Source organism: Pseudomonas alkylphenolica (genome assembly GCF_000746525.1).
Classification (GTDB): domain Bacteria; phylum Pseudomonadota; class Gammaproteobacteria; order Pseudomonadales; family Pseudomonadaceae; genus Aquipseudomonas; species Aquipseudomonas alkylphenolica.
Window position 1 is genome coordinate 4,487,605 of the sequence record NZ_CP009048.1, and the last position, 19,361, is coordinate 4,506,965.

17 protein-coding genes are annotated in these 19,361 nt (G+C 59.7%); 5 read left to right on the forward strand and 12 right to left on the reverse strand.

Annotated features, from left to right (window positions below; genetic code table 11):
* Nucleotides 1–27: 27 nt before the first annotated feature.
* From lpxD to rpsB, 11 genes are all read right to left on the reverse strand, one after another.
* Nucleotides 28–1,083 carry a UDP-3-O-(3-hydroxymyristoyl)glucosamine N-acyltransferase gene (lpxD, locus tag PSAKL28_RS20585; protein WP_038613988.1) on the reverse strand — a complete coding sequence of 352 codons (1,056 nt, stop codon included), beginning with the start codon at nt 1,081–1,083 and terminating at the stop codon, nt 28–30.
* 2 nt (nt 1,084–1,085) lie between these two features.
* Entirely contained in the window at nt 1,086–1,589 is a 504-nt protein-coding gene (locus tag PSAKL28_RS20590; RefSeq protein ID WP_010224837.1) for an OmpH/Skp family outer membrane protein, read from the reverse strand.
* Between the two features lie 44 nt (nt 1,590–1,633).
* Nucleotides 1,634–3,982 (reverse strand): outer membrane protein assembly factor BamA, encoded by a 2,349-nt coding sequence (bamA, locus tag PSAKL28_RS20595; RefSeq protein WP_038613992.1) that lies wholly within the window; start codon nt 3,980–3,982, stop codon nt 1,634–1,636.
* A 74-nt stretch (nt 3,983–4,056) separates the two neighbouring features.
* A complete protein-coding gene (gene rseP, locus PSAKL28_RS20600) occupies nt 4,057–5,409 on the reverse strand; it encodes an RIP metalloprotease RseP (RefSeq protein ID WP_038613994.1) in 1,353 nt (450 codons plus the stop codon).
* A 42-nt stretch (nt 5,410–5,451) separates the two neighbouring features.
* Nucleotides 5,452–6,642 carry a 1-deoxy-D-xylulose-5-phosphate reductoisomerase gene (gene ispC / locus PSAKL28_RS20605; protein ID WP_038613997.1) on the reverse strand — a complete coding sequence of 397 codons (1,191 nt, stop codon included), beginning with the start codon at nt 6,640–6,642 and terminating at the stop codon, nt 5,452–5,454.
* Entirely contained in the window at nt 6,639–7,454 is an 816-nt protein-coding gene (locus tag PSAKL28_RS20610; RefSeq protein ID WP_038614000.1) for a phosphatidate cytidylyltransferase, read from the reverse strand. The genes ispC and PSAKL28_RS20610 overlap by 4 nt, the downstream gene beginning before the upstream one ends.
* Nucleotides 7,454–8,209 (reverse strand): polyprenyl diphosphate synthase, encoded by a 756-nt coding sequence (gene uppS, locus PSAKL28_RS20615; RefSeq protein WP_038614002.1) that lies wholly within the window; start codon nt 8,207–8,209, stop codon nt 7,454–7,456. The genes PSAKL28_RS20610 and uppS overlap by 1 nt, the downstream gene beginning before the upstream one ends.
* A gap of 18 nt (nt 8,210–8,227) precedes the next feature.
* The gene (frr, locus tag PSAKL28_RS20620; protein ID WP_038614004.1) at nt 8,228–8,785 is read right to left on the reverse strand and encodes a ribosome recycling factor; all 558 of its coding nucleotides are present in this window, start codon (nt 8,783–8,785) and stop codon (nt 8,228–8,230) included.
* Nucleotides 8,782–9,525, reverse strand: a complete 744-nt coding sequence (pyrH, locus tag PSAKL28_RS20625) for a UMP kinase (RefSeq protein WP_038614006.1) — start codon at nt 9,523–9,525, stop codon at nt 8,782–8,784. The genes frr and pyrH overlap by 4 nt, the downstream gene beginning before the upstream one ends.
* A 180-nt stretch (nt 9,526–9,705) precedes the next feature.
* Entirely contained in the window at nt 9,706–10,569 is an 864-nt protein-coding gene (gene tsf, locus PSAKL28_RS20630) for a translation elongation factor Ts (protein ID WP_038614008.1), read from the reverse strand.
* Nucleotides 10,570–10,750: 181 nt separating this feature from the next.
* Nucleotides 10,751–11,485 carry a 30S ribosomal protein S2 gene (rpsB, locus tag PSAKL28_RS20635; RefSeq protein WP_038614011.1) on the reverse strand — a complete coding sequence of 245 codons (735 nt, stop codon included), beginning with the start codon at nt 11,483–11,485 and terminating at the stop codon, nt 10,751–10,753.
* Nucleotides 11,486–11,915: 430 nt separating this feature from the next.
* On the opposite strand from rpsB, the gene map reads away from it, so the two are divergent.
* The 5 genes from map (at nt 11,916) to PSAKL28_RS28330 (ending at nt 17,490) form a co-directional block, all read left to right on the forward strand.
* A complete protein-coding gene (gene map, locus PSAKL28_RS20640) occupies nt 11,916–12,698 on the forward strand; it encodes a type I methionyl aminopeptidase (protein ID WP_038614013.1) in 783 nt (260 codons plus the stop codon).
* 21 nt (nt 12,699–12,719) lie between these two features.
* The gene (locus PSAKL28_RS20645) at nt 12,720–15,419 is read left to right on the forward strand and encodes a [protein-PII] uridylyltransferase (protein WP_038614015.1); all 2,700 of its coding nucleotides are present in this window, start codon (nt 12,720–12,722) and stop codon (nt 15,417–15,419) included.
* A 22-nt stretch (nt 15,420–15,441) separates the two neighbouring features.
* A complete protein-coding gene (gene dapC, locus PSAKL28_RS20650; RefSeq protein WP_038614017.1) occupies nt 15,442–16,638 on the forward strand; it encodes a succinyldiaminopimelate transaminase in 1,197 nt (398 codons plus the stop codon).
* A 159-nt stretch (nt 16,639–16,797) separates the two neighbouring features.
* On the forward strand, nt 16,798–17,211 hold the full coding sequence (locus PSAKL28_RS20655; RefSeq protein WP_157687060.1) for a zinc metalloprotease: 414 nt from the start codon (nt 16,798–16,800) through the stop codon (nt 17,209–17,211).
* 156 nt (nt 17,212–17,367) lie between these two features.
* Nucleotides 17,368–17,490: a hypothetical protein gene (locus PSAKL28_RS28330; protein WP_257011821.1), complete on the forward strand. Its 123-nt coding sequence runs from the start codon at nt 17,368–17,370 to the stop codon at nt 17,488–17,490.
* A gap of 47 nt (nt 17,491–17,537) precedes the next feature.
* Here the strand turns inward: PSAKL28_RS28330 and PSAKL28_RS20660 are convergent, their stop codons facing one another.
* Complete coding sequence (locus PSAKL28_RS20660) at nt 17,538–19,184, reverse strand: Na+/H+ antiporter (RefSeq protein WP_038614022.1); 1,647 nt, start codon at nt 19,182–19,184, stop codon at nt 17,538–17,540.
* Between the last annotated feature and the right edge of the window lie 177 nt (nt 19,185–19,361).

Below are 19,361 nucleotides of genomic sequence, written 5' to 3' on the forward strand. Positions count from 1 at the left end.
CTATTCACTCTCGATCAGGAAATGGTATCAGCCTTCTGATGAAGGCTGGCTGCCTGAGGTCACGACCTCGACACGCTTTTCCAACTGTTGAAGGCGTTTCGCCATCTCGTCGAGCTGGCGAATCCGTGCGGCACTTTTACGCCACTCGCCCAGCGGCTGCATCGCCGTACCGGAAGAATAAGCCCCAGGTTCGGTGATCGAACGTGTGACCATGGTCATGCCGGATACGAAAACGCCGTCGCAGACATCGATATGCCCCACCATGCCGACACCGCCGGCGATGGTGCAATGCTTGCCGATTTTGGTACTGCCGGAAATGCCGACGCAGGCCGCCATCGCCGTGTGATCACCAATCTGTACGTTATGGGCGATCTGGATCTGGTTGTCGAGCTTGACCCCATTGCCGATCCGCGTGTCTGCCAGGGCGCCACGGTCAACCGCGGTGTTCACACCGATTTCGACATCGTCGCCAATGCTGACACCACCGATCTGCGCGATCTTCTGCCAGACACCCTTTTCGTTGGCAAAGCCGAAGCCCTCACCACCGATAACGGCACCAGACTGAATGACCACACGCTTACCGATGCGCACGTCGTGGTACAGGGTCACCCGCGGGGCCAGCCAACCGCCCTCACCGATCACGCAACGGGCACCGATGAAGCACTGTGCACCAATGCTCACACCCGGGCCGATCTGCGCACCGCTCTCGATCACCGCACAGGCACCGACACTGGCGCTGGCATCGACCTGAGCATCGGCGGCAACCACGGCGCTGGGATGAATTCCCGCTACAGCCCTGGGCTTTGGATCGAACAGGTGGGAGATGCGCGCATAGGCGAGGTACGGATCGGGGACGATCAGGGCATTGCCGGCGAAGCCTTCGGCATCGGCAGGCTTGAGCAGGATCGCAGCTGCCTGGCTGTCACCGAGGTACTTGCGGTACTGCGGATTGGCGAGAAAGCTCAACTGCCCCGGCCCGGCTTCCTGAAGGGTTGCCAGGCCAGAGATTTCCAGCTCCTCGGGGCCACTCAGGGTGGCGCCGAGGAACTCGGCCAACTGGCCGAGTTTCATGGTCACAGTCATGTTCAACGGGACTGGTTCATGCGCTCGATGACTTGGCGAGTGATGTCGTACTGAGGTTTGACATCAATCACCGCGCCACGCTCGAGCACCAGATCAAAACCGCCCTTCTTGATCACTTCTTCAACCGCGCCATCAAGCTTCGGCTTCAGTTGCTTGAGCATTTCACGGTCGGCCACGGCCTTGGACTCATTCAGTTCCTTGGACTGGAACTGGAAGTCACGGGCTTTCTGCTTGTATTCAAGCTCCAGACGCTCACGCTCTGGCTGGGCCATCTTGTCGCCACCGGCACGAATACGGTCGGCAATGCCCTTGGCGCTGCTTTCCAGGTTTTTCAGCTTGGTCAGCTGCGGGCCGAACTTCTTCTCGGCATCGACGGCGTATTTCTTCGCCGCATCCGACTCAAGCAGGGCCATCTGATAGTTCAGAACGGCAATTTTCATTTCGGCGAAAGCCGGGGTTGCGACCAGGGCCGCAGCCAGTACTGCCAGTTGGGTCAACTTACGCACGATGCACTCCTACAGAATCCGTTGTCGTTAGCAGGGGGCAGACCTTAGAAGGTCTGACCCAGAGAGAATTGGAACACCTGGGTATCGGCTTCGTCCGGCTTCTTCACCGGCATTGCCAGGCTGAAGCTCAACGGACCGAGCGCGGTAATCCAGGTCACGCCCAGACCGACGGAGCTGGCCAGGCCCGACAGGCCAACCTTCTCGCAATCCGGCTGGGAGCCGCAGTTGGTATCGAACACGTTACCCACATCCCAGAATACCGAGGTACGCAGCGAGCGCTGGTCCTTGACGAACGGCAGCGGGAACAACAGTTCTACACCACCCTGGACGAGGACGTTACCACCGAATGGCAGTGGATCCTGGTCCGGGTCGGCGATGGTGCCCGGGTTGTGGCCGTCGCTCGGGGTACTGCGTGGGCCCAGGCTGCTGTCCTTGAAGCCACGAACCGAGTTGAAACCACCGGCGTAGTAGTTCTCGTAGAACGGCAGGCCCGAAGTGCCACCGAATCCATCACCATAGCCCAGCTCAGTGTGCAGACGCAGGGTGTAGTTGTTAGTGATTGGCTTGAACAGCTGGCCACGGTAGTCGAGCTTGAAGAACGACAGGTCGCTGCCTGGCGTGGTCGCCTCGAGCACCAGGCTCTGGGAGTGACCACGGGTGGCCAGTACGCCCTTGTTCAGGGTCGACTCGGACCAGCCGGCCGAAGCCTTGAAGTTCAGGTACTTGTCACCCTCTTCATTGACGAAGTCGAAGATCTCGTCAACGGTGTACTTACCGGTCTTGATCTCATCCTGCTGTACGGTCAGGCCGAAGGTCAGGCGCGAAGTTTCGCTGATCGGGTAGCCGACGCTGACGCCCGCACCGAGGCTATCCACCGCATAGCTGGCAACGTCGACGTCGAGGTCGTCGTAGTCAGTGGTGCGATAGAAGGCGTTGTAACCCAGGCTGACGCCATCGGCAGTCCAGTAGGGGTCAACAAAGCCGAAGTTGTAGCGGCTCTGGTATTCACTGCGGGTCAGACCGATGGAAACCTTGTTACCGGTACCGAGGAAGTTGGTCTGGCTGATCGAACCACCGAGGATCAGACCGGCGCTCTGGGCGAAACCGACGCTGGCGGTGATCGATCCGGACGCTTGTTCTTCAACGCTGTAGTTGACGTCGACCTGATCATCAGTGCCCGGAACGGCCGGGGTCTCGACGTTGACTTCCTTGAAGAAGCCCAGGCGCTCGAGGCGGGTCTTGGACTGGTCGATCAGGTAGGTCGAAGCCCAGCCACCTTCCATCTGACGCATTTCACGACGCAGCACTTCGTCTTCGGACTTGGTGTTGCCACGGAAGTTGATACGGTTGACGTAGGCACGCTTGCCCGGATCGACCACGAAGGTGATGTCGACGGTGTGATCCTGGTCGTTTGGTTGTGGCACGCCGTTGACGTTGGCGAAGGTGTAGCCTTCGTTGCCCAGACGACGGGTGATCAGCTCGGAGGTAGTGGTCATCACTTTACGCGAGAACACCTGGCCCGGCTGCACCAGCATCAGCGACTTGACCTGCTCTTCCGGCACCTTGAGGTCGCCGGAGAGTTTCACGTCACGAACGGTGTACTTCTCGCCTTCGTTGACGTTGACAGTGATGTAGACGTGCTTCTTATCCGGGGTGATCGACACCTGGGTGGAAGCGATGTCCATGTTGATGTAGCCGCGGTCCAGGTAGTAGGAACGCAGACGCTCCAGGTCACCGGAGAGTTTTTCACGGGCGTACTTGTCATCGTTCTTGAAGAACGACAGCCAGTTGGTGGTCTTCAGCTCGAACAGGCCAACCAGGTCTTCTTCAGGGAAGACGGTGTTGCCGACCACGTTGATGTGCTGGATGGCAGCAACGGTGCCTTCGTTGATCTTGATCTTCAGGCCGACGCGGTTGCGCGGCTGCGGCACGACTTCAGTGTCGACCTCTGCCGAGTAACGACCCTGGGCAACGTACTGACGTTGCAGTTCGTTACGCACACCCTCGAGGGTGGCGCGCTGGAAGATCTCGCCTTCGGACAGGCCAGACTGTTTCAGACCTTTCATCAGGTCTTCAGTGCTGATGGCCTTGTTGCCTTCGATCTCGATGCTGGACACCGAAGGACGCTCGACCACGGTAATGATCAGGACGTTGCCGTCACGGCCCAGTTGGATATCCTGAAAGAAACCGGTCTTGAACAGTGCACGGGTGGAGTCCACCAGGCGACGGTCATCGGCCTCATCGCCGACGTTCAATGGCAAAGCACCGAAAACGCTGCCCGCGGAAACCCGCTGCAGACCATTGACACGAATATCGGAGATGGTGAAGGACTCGGCGTGAACTTCAGCGATCATCAGTACGGCGAGAACCGCAGTTAGCAGCAGACGTTTCATGAAGTCCTTTCTTATTCCAACTGGCAATAAACGACCCGCCGCGGGACGCGGCAGGTTCGCAATTGAGCGAAGCTTTACAGTCGACCCAAATCGTTTATCAGGGCAAGCAACATCACCCCGACTACCAAACTGATACCGATCTGGATCCCCCAACCTTGCACCCGATCCGAAAGCGGACGACCACGCGCCCATTCGATCAGGTAGAACAGCAAATGCCCCCCATCCAGTACTGGAATGGGCAGCAAATTAAGAACCCCCAGGCTAATGCTCAGGTAGGCGAGGAAATTCAGGAAATCCCCAACGCCTGACTGGGCTGAAGCGCCCGCCACTTTAGCAATGGTTATCGGTCCACTCAAGTTTTTTACCGAGAGCTCGCCGAACAGCATTTTCTTCAACGATTCGAGGGTCAGGACGCTCATGTTCCAGGTCCGTGAAAGCCCCTCGCCTACGGCCTCCAAGGGCCCATAGCTGACCTCCCGAAGCATGGCATCCGGCCACTTCACTGGCTTTACGCCAGCTCCAAGATAACCGCTGGCCGACTTGCCCTCGCCACGACTGGCCAGGGTAACCGGTACATCCAGGGTTGTACCATTGCGCTCGACTTGCAGCACGATCTTGCTAGCCGCGCGCGAACGCACGATATCAACGACCTGCTGCCAGTCATTCAATGCCTTGCCATCAAGGCTCAGCAGGCGATCACCGGTTTGCAAACCAGCTGCCTTGGCCGGGCCCTTGGGGTCAAGCTCGGCCAACACCGGCGGCAATGCCGGGCGCCACAGGCGCAAGCCCAACGAGCGGATAGGATCGGGTTCGTCAGCCCCTCTGAGCCAGTTGTCCAGGGTCAGCACATGAGCACTGTCGACTGTTGCGCCCTCTTCGCGCACATTGATATGCAACTGACCGCTTTCGCCCAGGCGACGAATCAACTGCAAATTGACGGCAGACCAGCCAGTCGTCGCCTTGCCATCAATAGAAACAATTTCCTGACCAGCTTTCAGGCCTGCGGCCTCTGCCACACTGCCCGCTTCGACCCCACCAATGACCGGACGTTCCTGCTGGGTGCCAAGCATTGCCAGCACCCAGAAAAACAGGATCGCCAGCAGAAAGTTGGCCACAGGCCCGGCGGCGACGATCGCAATACGCTGACGCACCGACTTGCGATTGAAAGACTGATCGAGCTGATCAACCGGCACTTCACCTTCGCGCTCATCGAGCATCTTGACGTAGCCACCCAGCGGGATGGCTGCCACCACGAACTCGGTACCGTGGCGGTCGTGCCAGCGCAGAAGCGGCATACCGAAACCGACGGAAAAACGCAGAACCTTGACGCCACAACGCCGGGCCACCCAGAAGTGACCGAATTCGTGAAAGGTAACCAGCACACCCAATGCCACCAGGGTGCCGATAATCATGTAGAGCGCACTCATATCTTTCTCCGAATGACGTTCAGCCCAGCCAGGCGCCCGGCCTCAGCGCCCGTGATGGTTCAACCACTGCCCGGCCAGCTGGCGGGCGCGCTGATCGGCGGCGAACACCGCCTCAAGCGTCGGCACCGCGACGACCGGCTCCTGGTCGAGTACTCGTTCGATCATACTCGCGATCTGCGGGAAGCGGATCCGCCGCTGGAGAAATGCCTCCACCGCCACTTCATTGGCTGCATTGAGCATCGCCGGCGCACTGTTGCCTGCCTCGGCCGCCTCACGCGCCAGGCGCAGACAGGGGAAACGCTGCTCATCGGGGGCCTGGAAATCCAGGCGCGCGATCGCGAACAGATCCAGCGGCGCGACACCGGAATCAATCCGCTGCGGCCAGGCCAGGGCATTGGCAATCGGTGTGCGCATGTCCGGGTTGCCCAGCTGGGCCAGCACCGAACCATCGACGTAGTCGACCAGCGAGTGAATCACGCTCTGCGGGTGCACCACCACTTCGACCTGGCTCGGGCGCGCGTCGAACAACCAGCACGCCTCAATCAGCTCGAGCCCTTTATTCATCATGCTGGCCGAGTCGACCGAGATCTTGCGCCCCATGGACCAGTTCGGATGGGCACAGGCCTGCTCCGGGCTGACCTCGGCCAGCTCGGCCAACGGTGTTTCGCGAAACGGCCCACCGGAGGCGGTCAACAGGATGCGCCGCACACCGACCTGGGACAGGCCACGGGCATAGTCGCCAGGCAAGCACTGGAAGATTGCGTTGTGTTCGCTGTCGATCGGCAGCAATACCGCACCGCTGCGCTGCACGGCCTGCATGAACAAGGCGCCGGACATCACCAGCGCCTCCTTGTTGGCCAGCAGGACTTTCTTGCCTGCCTCGACCGCCGCCAGGGTAGGACGCAATCCTGCCGCGCCGACAATCGCCGCCATCACCGCGTCAACCTCAGGGGCTGCCGCCACCTGGCACAAGCCCGCTTCGCCTTCCAGCACTTCAGTAGCCGAGCCAGCTGCCGCCAACCCTGCGCGCAGTTGCCCCGCCGCCTCGGCCGACGGCACCACAGCAAACACCGGGGCATGGCGCAGGCACAGCGCGAGCAGCTCCGGCAAGCGCGAGTAACCACTCAGAGCGAACACCTGGTAGCGGTCGGGATGACGAGCGATGACATCCAGGGTACTCAGGCCAATCGAGCCGGTAGCACCCAGTACGGTAATACGCTGCACGCTACTCACATCACGCCCCAATTGGCTGCCCAGAGCAGCACGGCAAACAGCGGAATGGCAGCGGTCAGGCTGTCGATGCGGTCCAGTACGCCGCCGTGACCCGGCAGCAGGTTACTGCTGTCCTTGATTCCGGAACGGCGCTTGAACATGCTTTCAGTCAGGTCACCAACCACCGACACCAGCACCACGATGGCAGCACCGACCAGGCCCAGCAACAGCTCAGTGATACTCCAGTCGCGTTCAAGACCGACCACCAAGGTAATCACCAGGCTCAACGCCAGGCCGCCATAGACACCTTCCCAGCTCTTGCCCGGGCTCACTTGCGGCGCCAGCTTGCGCTTGCCAAAGGCACGCCCGGAGAAGTACGCCCCAATGTCCGCAGCCCAGACCAGCACCATGACCGCCATGATCAGCCAATTACCCAAAGGCCAGTGCTTGAGCAGCACCAGGCCTTGCCAGGCCGGCAACAGGATCAGCAGGCCGATCAGCAACCGGCAGGCTACGCTGGACCAGAGTTCGTTGGTACGCGGATACGTCAGCACCAACCAGGTCGCCACACCCCACCACAACACCGACGCTCCCAGCACCCAAGGCGCCAGCTCCGGCATGAGATAGAGCAGCATCAGCAGCCCGGCGACCACAGCAGCGAAGGCAACACGCACGGCTTGCGCCACCAGGCCCGCCAGACGCGCCCACTCCCAGGCACCCAGGGTGACTACCAGGCCGATGAACAGGGCGAAATCGCCACCATCGAGCAAGAAGAATCCACCCAGAGCGATCGGCAACAGGATCAGCGCAGTGATGATGCGTTGTTTAAGCATTAAGCACGGGCTCCAGCTTCGACCTGCTCGCTGGTTTTCCCGAAGCGGCGCTGGCGCGAAGCGTAATCGGCCAACGCAGTGCGCATGGCCTCGTGTTTGAAGTCCGGCCAGAACAGGTCGGAGAAGTACAGTTCGGCGTACGCCAGCTGCCACAACAGGAAGTTGCTGATGCGGTGCTCGCCACCGGTACGGATACACAGATCAGGCAGCGGCAGATCGCCTGTTGCCAGACAGGTCTGCAGCAGCTCGGGGGTGATGTCGTCCGCACGCAAGTGACCGGCCTGAACCTCGCGCGCCAGGCGCTGGGCGGCCTGGGCGATATCCCACTGGCCGCCGTAGTTGGCGGCGATCTGCAGGATGAAGCGGTTGCTGCCAGCCGTCAGCGCTTCTGCTTCGCGCATGGCGGCCTGCAACTCAGGATGAAAGCGAGAGCGGTCACCGATAATGCGCAGACTGATGTTGTTGTCGTTGAGGCGCTTGGCTTCCCGGCGCAAGGCCGAGAAGAACAGCTCCATCAACGCCCCGACCTCTTCGGCCGGGCGCTGCCAGTTCTCACTGGAGAAGGCGAACAGGGTCAAGACCTCGACCTTGGCCTCGGCGCACACTTCGATGACCGCGCGCACCGCGTCCACGCCTGCCTTATGCCCGGCGACACCAGGCAGCAGGCGCTTCTTCGCCCAGCGATTATTCCCATCCATGATGATCGCGACATGGCGCGGCACCGATGGGGACCCACCCTGTTTGGTCTTTTCCATTAAAAAAAGTCCCGGCCCTTAAACGGCCATCAGGTCCTTTTCTTTCTGCTTCACCGCAACTTCGATTTCAGCCACGAACTTGTCGGTCAGCTTCTGTACATCGTCAGCGGCACGACGCTCATCGTCTTCGCTGATTTCTTTCTCTTTGACCAGATCTTTGAGCTGGCTCAGTGCGTCGCGACGGATGTTGCGCACGGCGATACGGGCATTTTCTGCCTCGTCACGCGCCTGCTTGGTGAAACCCTTACGGGTTTCTTCGGTCAGCGCCGGCATGGTGATCAGCAGCAGCTCCCCAAGGTTGGTAGGGTTCAGATTCAGACCCGCACTACCGATAGCCTTGTCGACAGCCCCAAGCATGTTGCGCTCAAAGGCAACAACTTGCAGGGTGCGGGCATCTTTAACGGTAATGTTTGCGACTTGCTTGATCGGGGTGTCAGCGCCGTAATACGGCACCATTACACCTTCAAGAACGCTTGGGTGCGCCTGGCCGGTACGAATCCGGCTGAATGCGTGCTGCAGCGACTCCAGGGACTTGACCATGCGTTCCTGGGCGTCTTTCTTGATTTCGTTGATCATTTTTGAACTTCCTCGATCAGAGTTCCTTCAGCGCCGCCATGCACGATGTTCAGCAGGGCGCCGGGCTTGTTCATGTTGAAGACGCGCAACGGCATCTTGTGGTCGCGGCACAGGCAGATTGCCGTCAGGTCCATTACGCCCAGCTTGCGATCCAGCACTTCATCGTAAGTCAGATGATCGAACTTCTCGGCATGTGGGTCTTTGAATGGATCTGCAGTGTATACACCATCGACCTTGGTTGCCTTCAATACCACATCGGCATCGATTTCGATGGCGCGCAGGCAGGCGGCGGAGTCGGTGGTGAAGAACGGGTTGCCGGTACCGGCAGCGAAGATTACAACTTCTTTCGAGTTCAGGTGGCGCATGGCTTTGCGACGATCATAGTGATCGGTCACACCCACCATGGAGATGGCCGACATGACGATAGCGGTAATGTTTGCCCGCTCCAGCGCATCACGCATGGCCAGGGCATTCATCACCGTAGCCAGCATACCCATATGGTCGCCAGTGACGCGATCCATGCCGGCTGCACTGAGCGCCGCGCCACGGAACAGGTTGCCACCACCGATCACCAAGCCTACCTGAACACCGATCCCGACCAGTTGGCCAACTTCCAGTGCCATGCGATCCAGGACCTTTGGGTCGATCCCGAACTCTTCCGAGCCCATCAGGGCCTCGCCGCTAAGCTTGAGTAGAATGCGTTTATAGCGAGCTTGATAACCACTGCCCTGCTGAGCCATTGCGAATCTCTCCTGCGGCGTTTGTAAAAAATCTGGCGGACTGCTGTCAGTCTGCGCGTAACTCTAGTGTGGCGCAGCTACTGCGCCAGCGAGCAACGGTCTCGTAAACCGCCCCCGCTTTGACAAAGAGGCTGCGCGCGTGAGCGGGCAGCCTCTTCGGGGCGACAGAGTGAATCTGTCTTATTGCTTGGCAGCAGCCAGCTGAGCGGCAACTTCTTCAGCGAAGTTGTCAACTGGCTTCTCGATGCCTTCGCCTACTTTGAAGTAGGTGAAGGAAACGATTTCAGCGCCGGCTTTCTTGGCCAGTTCGCCGACCTTGATTTCCGGGTTCATGACGAACGCTTGCTCTACCAGGCTGGCTTCGGCCAGGAACTTCTTGATACGACCGTCGATCATGTTGGCGACGATGTTCTCAGGCTTGCCCTTCATCTTCTCTTCGTTCAGCTGCATGAATACAGCCTTCTCGCGCTCGATTGCTTCAGCCGAGACTTCCGATGGATTCAGGAACTCTGGGTTGCTGGCAGCCACGTGCATGGCGATTTCTTTGGCCAGCTGGACGTCGCCGCCCTTCAGGACAACAGCAACACCGATCTTGTTACCGTGCAGGTAGGTACCGACAACGTCACCTTCAACGCGCACCAGGCGACGGATGTTGACGTTCTCACCAACCTTGGCAACCAGCGCTTCACGAGCTGCTTCGCGCGAAGCGATCAGCGGAGCGGCGTCGGTCAGTTTTTCAGCGAAAGCCTGTTCAACGCTTTCAGCGACGAAGTTCTTGAAGTCGTCTTGCAGGGCCAGGAAGTCGGTCTGCGAGTTCACTTCCAGCAGGACGGCGGACTTGTCGTCAGCCTTGATGGCGATGGCGCCTTCAGCAGCAACGTTGCCAGCTTTCTTGGCGGCCTTGATGGCGCCCGAAGCACGCATGTCGTCGATTGCTTTTTCGATGTCGCCGCCAGCCTTGGTCAAGGCTTTCTTGCAGTCCATCATGCCTTCGCCGGTACGCTCGCGCAGTTCTTTAACCAGCGCTGCAGTAATCTCTGCCATTTCAAATTCCTCTTGGATAGGTTTTCAACCATTCCACCCGATACTTGACGGGCGTTCAAATCTGTAAATCCAGTGCCAGCACTCATGCAGTTTGCAACGGCGATGCTGACAGGAGGATTTCAAGGTGGCAAAAAGGGGGCCTAGCCCCCTTTTTGCGTGCCGAGTAGACGCCAGGCGTCAATTACTCAGCAGCTGGTGCTGCTTCTTCAGCGTAAACTTCGGTGCCGCCAGCAACGTTGTTGCGACCACGGATAACCGCGTCAGCCATCGAACCCATGTACAGCTGGATAGCGCGGATGGCGTCATCGTTGCCTGGGATGATGTAGTCAACGCCTTCTGGGCTGCTGTTGGTATCGACAACGCCGATGACCGGGATGCCCAGCTTGTTGGCTTCGGTGATAGCGATGCGCTCGTGGTCAACGTCGATCACGAACAGGGCATCAGGCAGACCGCCCATGTCCTTGATGCCGCCCAGGCTGCGATCCAGTTTTTCCAGATCACGGGAGCGCATCAGGGCTTCTTTCTTGGTCAGCTTGGCGAAGGTGCCATCTTCGGCCTGGGTTTCCAGGTCGCGCAGACGCTTGATCGAAGCACGGATGGTTTTGTAGTTGGTCAGCATGCCGCCCAACCAGCGGTGATCGACGTACGGCGAACCGCAACGTGCTGCTTCTTCAGCAACGATCTTGCCAGCGGAACGCTTGGTGCCGACGAACAGAATCTTGTTTTTGCCCTGGGCCAGACGCTCGACGAAAGTCAGTGCGTCATTGAACATTGGCAGGGTTTTTTCAAGGTTGATGATGTGAATCTTGTTGCGCGCGCCGAAAATGTACTTACCCATTTTCGGGTTCCAGTAACGGGTTTGGTGACCGAAGTGCACACCGGCCTTCAGCATATCGCGCATGTTGACTTGGGACATGATAGTTCCTTGATAAGTCGGGTTGGGCCTCCACGTATCCCAATGACCAACCCAGGATCCGTAGATCGAAGGCACCCAGGTCATCGTGTCGACACGTGTGTGGGTTTAAGCTCTCGGGGCTATCCCCGCAAAGCGGCGCATTTTATATCACACTAGCGCGCTAAACGGAACCCGAAATAGCATCGGTGGGAGCGGGCTTGCCCCGCGATTGCGTTTTTCCAGGCAAATCGCATCGCGAGGCAAGCTCGCTCCCACCGGACCGAGCAGCATTTCGTCCGTCACAGGCTTTTGCACCGCGACGCTAATCGCGCCAGAATGCCTCTATATAAAGGCTGTATCACAGCCATAGCCGCCTTAGCGGGCGCCGCTCTGGTAGAATCCGGCCTTTCCTCAGAATATTTGCGCATCCATGCGCCGTAGAGAGCCTGCAATGACAGTCACCATCAAAACCGCCGAAGACATCGAAAAGATGCGCATCGCCGGCCGCCTGGCCGCCGAAGTCCTGGAGATGATCGAAGAGCACGTCAAGCCCGGCGTCACCACCGAAGAGCTCGACCGCCTGTGCCACGACTATATCGTCAACGTCCAGAAGGCGATCCCGGCACCGCTCAACTACAAGGGTTTTCCCAAGTCGATCTGCACGTCGGTCAACCATGTGGTCTGCCACGGCATCCCGGGCGACAAGCCGCTCAAGGATGGCGACACCCTGAACATCGACGTAACCGTCATCAAGGACGGCTACCACGGCGACACCAGCCGCATGTTCCACGTCGGCAATGTACCGGTGTGGGCCGAGCGTCTGTCCCAAGTCACCCAGGAATGCATGTACAAGGCCATCGAACTGGTCAAGCCGGGCTGCCGCCTGGGCGACATCGGTGAAGTGATCCAGAAGCACGCAGAAAAGAATGGTTTCTCGGTGGTCCGCGAATTCTGCGGTCATGGCATCGGCAAAGTGTTCCACGAAGAGCCGCAGATCCTGCACTACGGCCGTGCTGGCACTGGCATGGAGCTCAAGGAAGGCATGACCTTCACCATCGAGCCGATGATCAACCAGGGCCGTGCCGACACCAAAGTGCTGGGCGACGGCTGGACCGCCATTACCAAGGACCGCAAGCTCTCGGCGCAGTGGGAACACACCCTGGTGGTGACCGCGACCGGCTACGAGATCTTCACCCTGCGTAAAGACGACACCATTCCCCGTATGTCAGCCTGATTCACACAGGAAAGTGACTCGATGCCCCAGGTGGATCCCGAGCTGTTCGACCGCGGCCAGTTCCAGGCGGAACGGGCCCTCAAGGCCAGCCCTATCGCGGCCTTCAAGAAGGCCATCCGCCAGGCTGGCGAAGTGCTCGACAAGCGTTTTCGCGACGGCCGCGAGATCCGCCGGCTGATCGAGGACCGCGCCTGGTTCGTCGATAACATCCTGCAACAGGCCTGGAAGCAGTTCGACTGGAGCGATGAAGCCGATATCGCTCTGGTGGCGACCGGCGGCTATGGCCGGGGCGAGTTGCACCCCTACTCCGACATCGACCTGCTGATCCTGCTCGACAGCGCCGATCACGAAGTGTTTCGCGACTCGATCGAACGCTTCCTGACCCTGCTCTGGGACATCGGCCTGGAAGTGGGCCAGAGCGTGCGTTCGATCGATGAGTGCGCCGAACAGGCGCGCGCCGACCTGACGGTAGTCACCAACCTGATGGAAAGCCGCACCATTGCCGGCCCCGAGCGCCTGCGCCAGCGCATGCTGGAGGTCACCAGCACCGATCACATGTGGCCGAGCAAGGAATTCTTCCTGGCCAAACGCGCCGAGCAAAAGGCCCGGCACCACAAGTACAACGACACCGAATACAACCTCGAGCCCAACGTCAAAGGCTCACCCGGCGGCCTGCGCGACATCCAGACGGTACTGTGGATCGCCCGTCGCCAGTACGGCACCCTAAACCTGCATGCCCTGGCGGGCGAAGGCTTCCTGCTGGAGAGTGAAAACGCCCTGCTGGCCTCCTCTCAGGAATTCCTGTGGAAGGTCCGCTATGCCCTGCACATGCTCGCCGGCCGCGCCGAAGACCGCCTGCTGTTCGATCATCAGCGCAGTATTGCCGCCCTGCTCGGCTTCAGCGACGACAACCCCAAGCGGGCCATCGAACAGTTCATGCAGCAGTACTACCGGGTTGTGATGAGCATCGCCGAGCTCAGCGACCTGATCATCCAGCACTTCGAAGAAATCATTCTCGACGACGACAGCGGCAGCACCCAGCCGCTCAATGCGCGCTTCCAGCTGCATGACGGCTACATCGAGGCGGTACGCACGAACGTCTTCAAGCGCACCCCGTTCGCCATGCTGGAAATCTTCGTATTGATGGCCCAGCACCCGGAAGTCAAAGGTGTGCGCGCCGACACCATTCGCCTGCTGCGTGAACACCGGCACCTGATCGACGACGATTTTCGCAACGATATCCGCAACACCAGCCTGTTTATCGAGCTGTTCAAGTGTGAAATCGGTATCCATCGCAACCTGCGGCGCATGAACCGCTATGGCATCCTCGGCCGCTACCTGCCGGAATTCGGCCTGATTATCGGGCAGATGCAACACGACCTGTTTCACATCTACACCGTCGATGCCCACACCCTGAATCTGATCAAGCACCTGCGCAAACTGCAATACACCCCGGTGTCGGAGAAATTCCCGCTGGCCAGCAAGCTCATGGGCCGCCTGCCCAAGCCCGAGCTGATCTACCTGGCCGGCCTGTATCACGACATCGGCAAAGGCCGTCAGGGCGACCACTCGGAGCTCGGCGCCGTGGATGCCCAGGCATTTTGCCTGCGTCACCAGCTGCCAACCTGGGACAGCCGCCTGGTTGTCTGGCTGGTACAGAATCACCTGGTGATGTCGACCACTGCCCAGCGCAAGGACCTTTCCGACCCGCAGGTGATCCACGACTTCGCCCAGCAGATGGGCGACGAGACCCGCCTGGACTACCTCTACGTTCTGACCGTGGCCGATATCAACGCCACCAATCCGAGCCTGTGGAACTCCTGGCGCGCCAGCCTGTTGCGCCAGCTCTACACCGAAACCAAGCGCGCCCTGCGCCGCGGCCTGGAAAACCCGCTGGACCGCGAAGAGCAGATCCGCCAGACCCAGGGCGCGGCACTGGACATCCTGATCCGCGAAGGCACCGACCCGGACGACGTCGAGCAACTCTGGGCGCAACTGGGTGACGACTACTTTCTGCGCCACACCGCCGCCGACGTGGCCTGGCACAGCGATGCGATCCTCCAGCAGCCGGCCGATGGCGGCCCGCTGGTGCTGATCAAGGAAACCACCCAGCGCGAATTCGAAGGCGGCACGCAAATCTTCATCTATGCGCCTGACCAGCACGACTTCTTCGCGGTGACCGTGGCAGCCATGGACCAGCTCAACCTGAACATCCATGACGCGCGAATCATCACCTCCAGCAGCCAGTTCACCCTCGACACCTATATCGTGCTCGATAACGACGGCGGCTCGATCGGCGACAACCCGCAACGGGTCAAAGAGATCCGTGACGGCCTGACTGACGCCCTGCGCAACCCGGACGATTACCCGACCATCATCAAACGCCGGGTGCCGCGCCAGCTCAAGCACTTCACCTTTGCCCCGCAGGTGACCATCCACAACGACGCCCAGAGACCGGTAACCATCCTCGAACTCAGTGCTCCCGACCGCCCGGGCCTGCTGGCGCGGATCGGCAAGATCTTCCTGGAGTTCGACCTGTCGCTGCAAAATGCCAAGATTGCCACCCTCGGCGAGCGGGTCGAAGACGTGTTCTTCATCACCGATGCCGACAACCAACCGCTGTCCGACCCACAGCTGTGCAGCCGCCTGCAGGATGCCATCGTCGAGCAATTGCGCGTCGACCAGGCCGCTGCGACAACCGTTTCCCGCCTGACCATTTAACGTTTGACGAGACCCAGCGCCGATGAACACCGATTTGCTTCAGCTTCAGCCCTACCCGTTCGAGAAACTTCGCGCCTTGCTCGGCAGCGTCCAGCCTGCCGCCGACAAACGCGCCATTGCCCTGTCGATCGGTGAGCCCAAGCATGAATCGCCGGCGTTCGTCGCCAAGGCCCTGGCCGACAACCTCCAGCAGATGGCCGTGTATCCGACCACCGTTGGCCTGCCGATCCTGCGTCAAGCCATCACCCGCTGGTGCGAACGTCGTTTTGGCGTGCCAAGTGGCTGGCTGGATGCCGACAAACACGTACTGCCGGTCAATGGCACCCGTGAAGCACTGTTCGCCTTCACCCAGGCCGTGGTCAACCGTAGCGCCGACGGCCTGGTCATCAGCCCCAACCCGTTCTACCAGATCTATGAAGGCGCAGCCCTGCTGGCCGGTGCCACCCCGCACTACCTGCCGTGCCTGGACAGCAACGGCTTCAATCCGGACTTCGACGCCGTCTCGGCCGAGACCTGGAAACGTTGCCAGATCCTGTTCATCTGCTCCCCGGGCAACCCCACCGGCGCGCTGGTGCCGATGGAAACCCTGAAAAAGCTCATTGCCCTGGCTGACCAATACGATTTCGTGATTGCAGCCGACGAGTGCTACAGCGAACTCTACTTCGACGAGCAAAGCCCGCCACCGGGCCTGCTCAGCGCCTGTGTCGAGCTGGGTCGCAGCGACTTCAAGCGTTGCGTGGTGTTCCATAGCCTGTCCAAACGCTCCAACCTGCCAGGCCTGCGTTCGGGCTTCGTCGCCGGTGATGCTGAAATCATCAAGCCGTTCCTGCTCTATCGTACCTACCACGGCTGCGCCATGCCGGTGCAGACCCAACTGGCGAGCATTGCCGCCTGGAACGACGAAGAACACGTGCTGGCCAACCGTGACCTGTACCGTGAGAAATTCGATGCCGTGCTGGAGATTCTGGCGCCGGTGCTTGATGTACAGCGTCCAGACGGCGGTTTCTACCTGTGGGCCAAGGTGCCCGGCGATGACGCCGAGTTCTGCCGCGGCCTGTTTGAAGCCCAACATGTAACCGTAGTGCCGGGCTCGTACCTGTCCCGCGAAGTGGATGGCGTCAACCCAGGCGCAGGCCGGGTGCGCATGGCGCTGGTTGCACCGCTGGCCGAGTGCATCGAGGCGGCCGAACGGATTCGCACGTTCCTGCAGAACCGCTGATGCTTGCCAAGCCAGGCCTGCCGCCAGCAAATGGCGAAGGCCTGGCTAGTTCACAGCAAATGCTCAATGGGCCAACGCCAAGCCATGAGCATTATGTACCACTCCAAAGATTGCACTCACTCGCACAATGGCACCTCCCAATACCGAATGGTGCCAACAATGAACGACGACCTCATTAAACAGCTCGAAACACAAATCAAACAGGCACAACCAAAGCCTAAATTATGGACACCAGGTCAGACACTGCGTATTTCCTTCGTCAACATACGAGGAGATGTGTCGAAGAAGGCGATCTATGACATAGCCTGTGAATGGCTGAAATACGCCTACCTGCACTTTGAGCTTGTCGATGACAAAGATGCTTCAGCAGAAATTCGCATCAACGCCTTTGAAGAAGGCTATGAATATTCTGAGGCTGATTGGGATGACGAGGATTCCAACGACATCGATTCAAACATGACCATTTCTTGGGTCCCCGATGACCCCAACTCCGCGGCTGATATTCTTCGCCAAACCGGTTCGATTCTGGGCATGGAAATTGCCCAATTCCATCCTGACGCTACCATTCCTTGAAACTTCGATTACATACGGAAAAACTACCGAGAAGACCTAGACGAACAGCAAAATCTGCAACTATCCGACGACGACATTGATTATTTAATACGTATAAAACTTACATCAATGTCCAATGAGGTGCAGGTAGCCCTAGGTTATGACGAACAGTCGATCATGCACGATCCACTCTACACGGAATTTACGGTCGCTGGCTGGAAGACCGAACCCGATACCACGTTGAGTGAAAAGGACAAACAGTTCATGGCTTTGGTTTATCCTGGCCGCAGTGAAGCCTGAGTCAATCAGGGTCGATGGCTTCCAGCCATCGACCCCAGGAAAACTTGTTATCTGACAGCCCCCAGATTCGCCTCACTCATATCCAGCTCACCCAGCACCTGACGCACCACATCGTCCCCCACCTGATGATGACGGTGCAGTTTGTACAGCTCCAGGCGCTGGGCGCGTAACGCACGTAGACGCAAACGCCGCTCCAGCTGGTCCATCTGCTCGGCAAGGGCCTGGGCTTCCGCGCTGTCGTTGAAACTGTCCAGCTGATGCCGATACTCGGCCATCAACCGCGCCTTGAGTTCCGCCGCCAACGCCGCCTGGGCTGCATCCTGGGGCATACCCGGCTCGGCCAGGTCTTCGGCTTCCAGTGCATGAATGGCCGCTTCCGCCGTGCGCCGCCAGGCTTCCTTGGCCTCCTGGCGCAAGGTGTCGTCGGGGCTTTTTGTTACCCCGCGCAACAACAGCGGCAAGGCAACGCAGGCCGATACCAATGACAGCAGGATCACCCCGGCAGCAATGAAGATCAGCAAGTCCCGCTCAGGGAATGCCTTGCCCGCACTGATCAACAATGGCACCGACATGACACCGGCCAGGGTCACCGCTCCACGCACCCCGCCAATGGTCAGCAGCCAGCAGGAACGAGCGTTGGGCACCAGCACCAGGTCTTCCTTGCCGCGCCAGCGGCGGATCACCCCGATCAAGCGCCAGATGCTCTGCACCCAGACGAAACGCAACATCACCAGCACCGCAAAAATCGCCACTACATCCAGGCAACGCCACAGCAGGGTCGGCCACAACGACGCTTCGTGACTGGTGACCGCCTTGATGATGTCGGGCAGTTGCAGGCCCAGCAGCAGGAAGATCAGGCCATTGAAGCTGAACTCGAGCAACGACCAGACACTGCGATTGAGCAAGCGGGTACTGGTCTGGCGCGGCAGCAGGTCAAGCCAGCTCTGCATCATCCCCGCAGCCACTGCCGAGAGGATCCCTGAGGCCCCCACGCGCTCGGCCACTACATAGGCGGCAAATGGCAGCAGCAACATGAACACCACATGGGTGGCCGGATCGTCCCAGCCGCGGGCAATCATCCACGCCCGCAGACGCCCCACCAGCCAGCTCAGGGCCACACCGATGGCCAGGCCACCGAGCGCCACCAGAACGAAGGTGACACTCGCTTCAGCCAGCGAGAACGCACCGGTAATGGCTGCGACCAGGGCAAACTTGAAGGTCACAAGACCGGTGGCGTCGTTCATCAACGCTTCCCCCTGAAGCATATGCATCAGAGGCGTTGGCAGACGGTCCTGGGTAATCGCCGACACCGCCACAGCGTCAGTTGGCGACAGCACCGCGGCCAGGGCAAACGCCACCGGTAACGGGATGCTCGGCAAGAGCCAGTGAATGAAGTAACCCGCGCCAACCACGGTAAACAGCACCAGCCCCACCGCCAGGGTCAGGATCGGACCGCGCAAGCGCCAGAGGTCGCGCTTGGGCATGCGCCAGCCATCGGCAAAGAGCAGCGGTGGCAGGAACAGAAACAGAAACAGTTCCGGGTCCAGGGCCACGTGCAGACCCAGTGTCGGCCAGGCCAGCAAGGCCCCGGCGGCGATCTGCACCAGCGGCAACGGCAACGGGACCACCCGGCCGACAAGTTTGGAGACACTCACCAGCATCAGCAGGATGAGAACGGTGTAGGCTGATTGCATTCGGCGTGTTCCTATCAATTCAAACAGTCAACGGCGCACCTTCTGCCCATGCTGGACATTGCCATTGAAACGACATAGTAGCCGTTCAGGCTGCTCACGCACCGCTGCACAAAAGTCGCAGAGGCTGCCGAAACCTGTAACACAATGCTACAAAGTGACTTGCCAAGGCCAACCCTG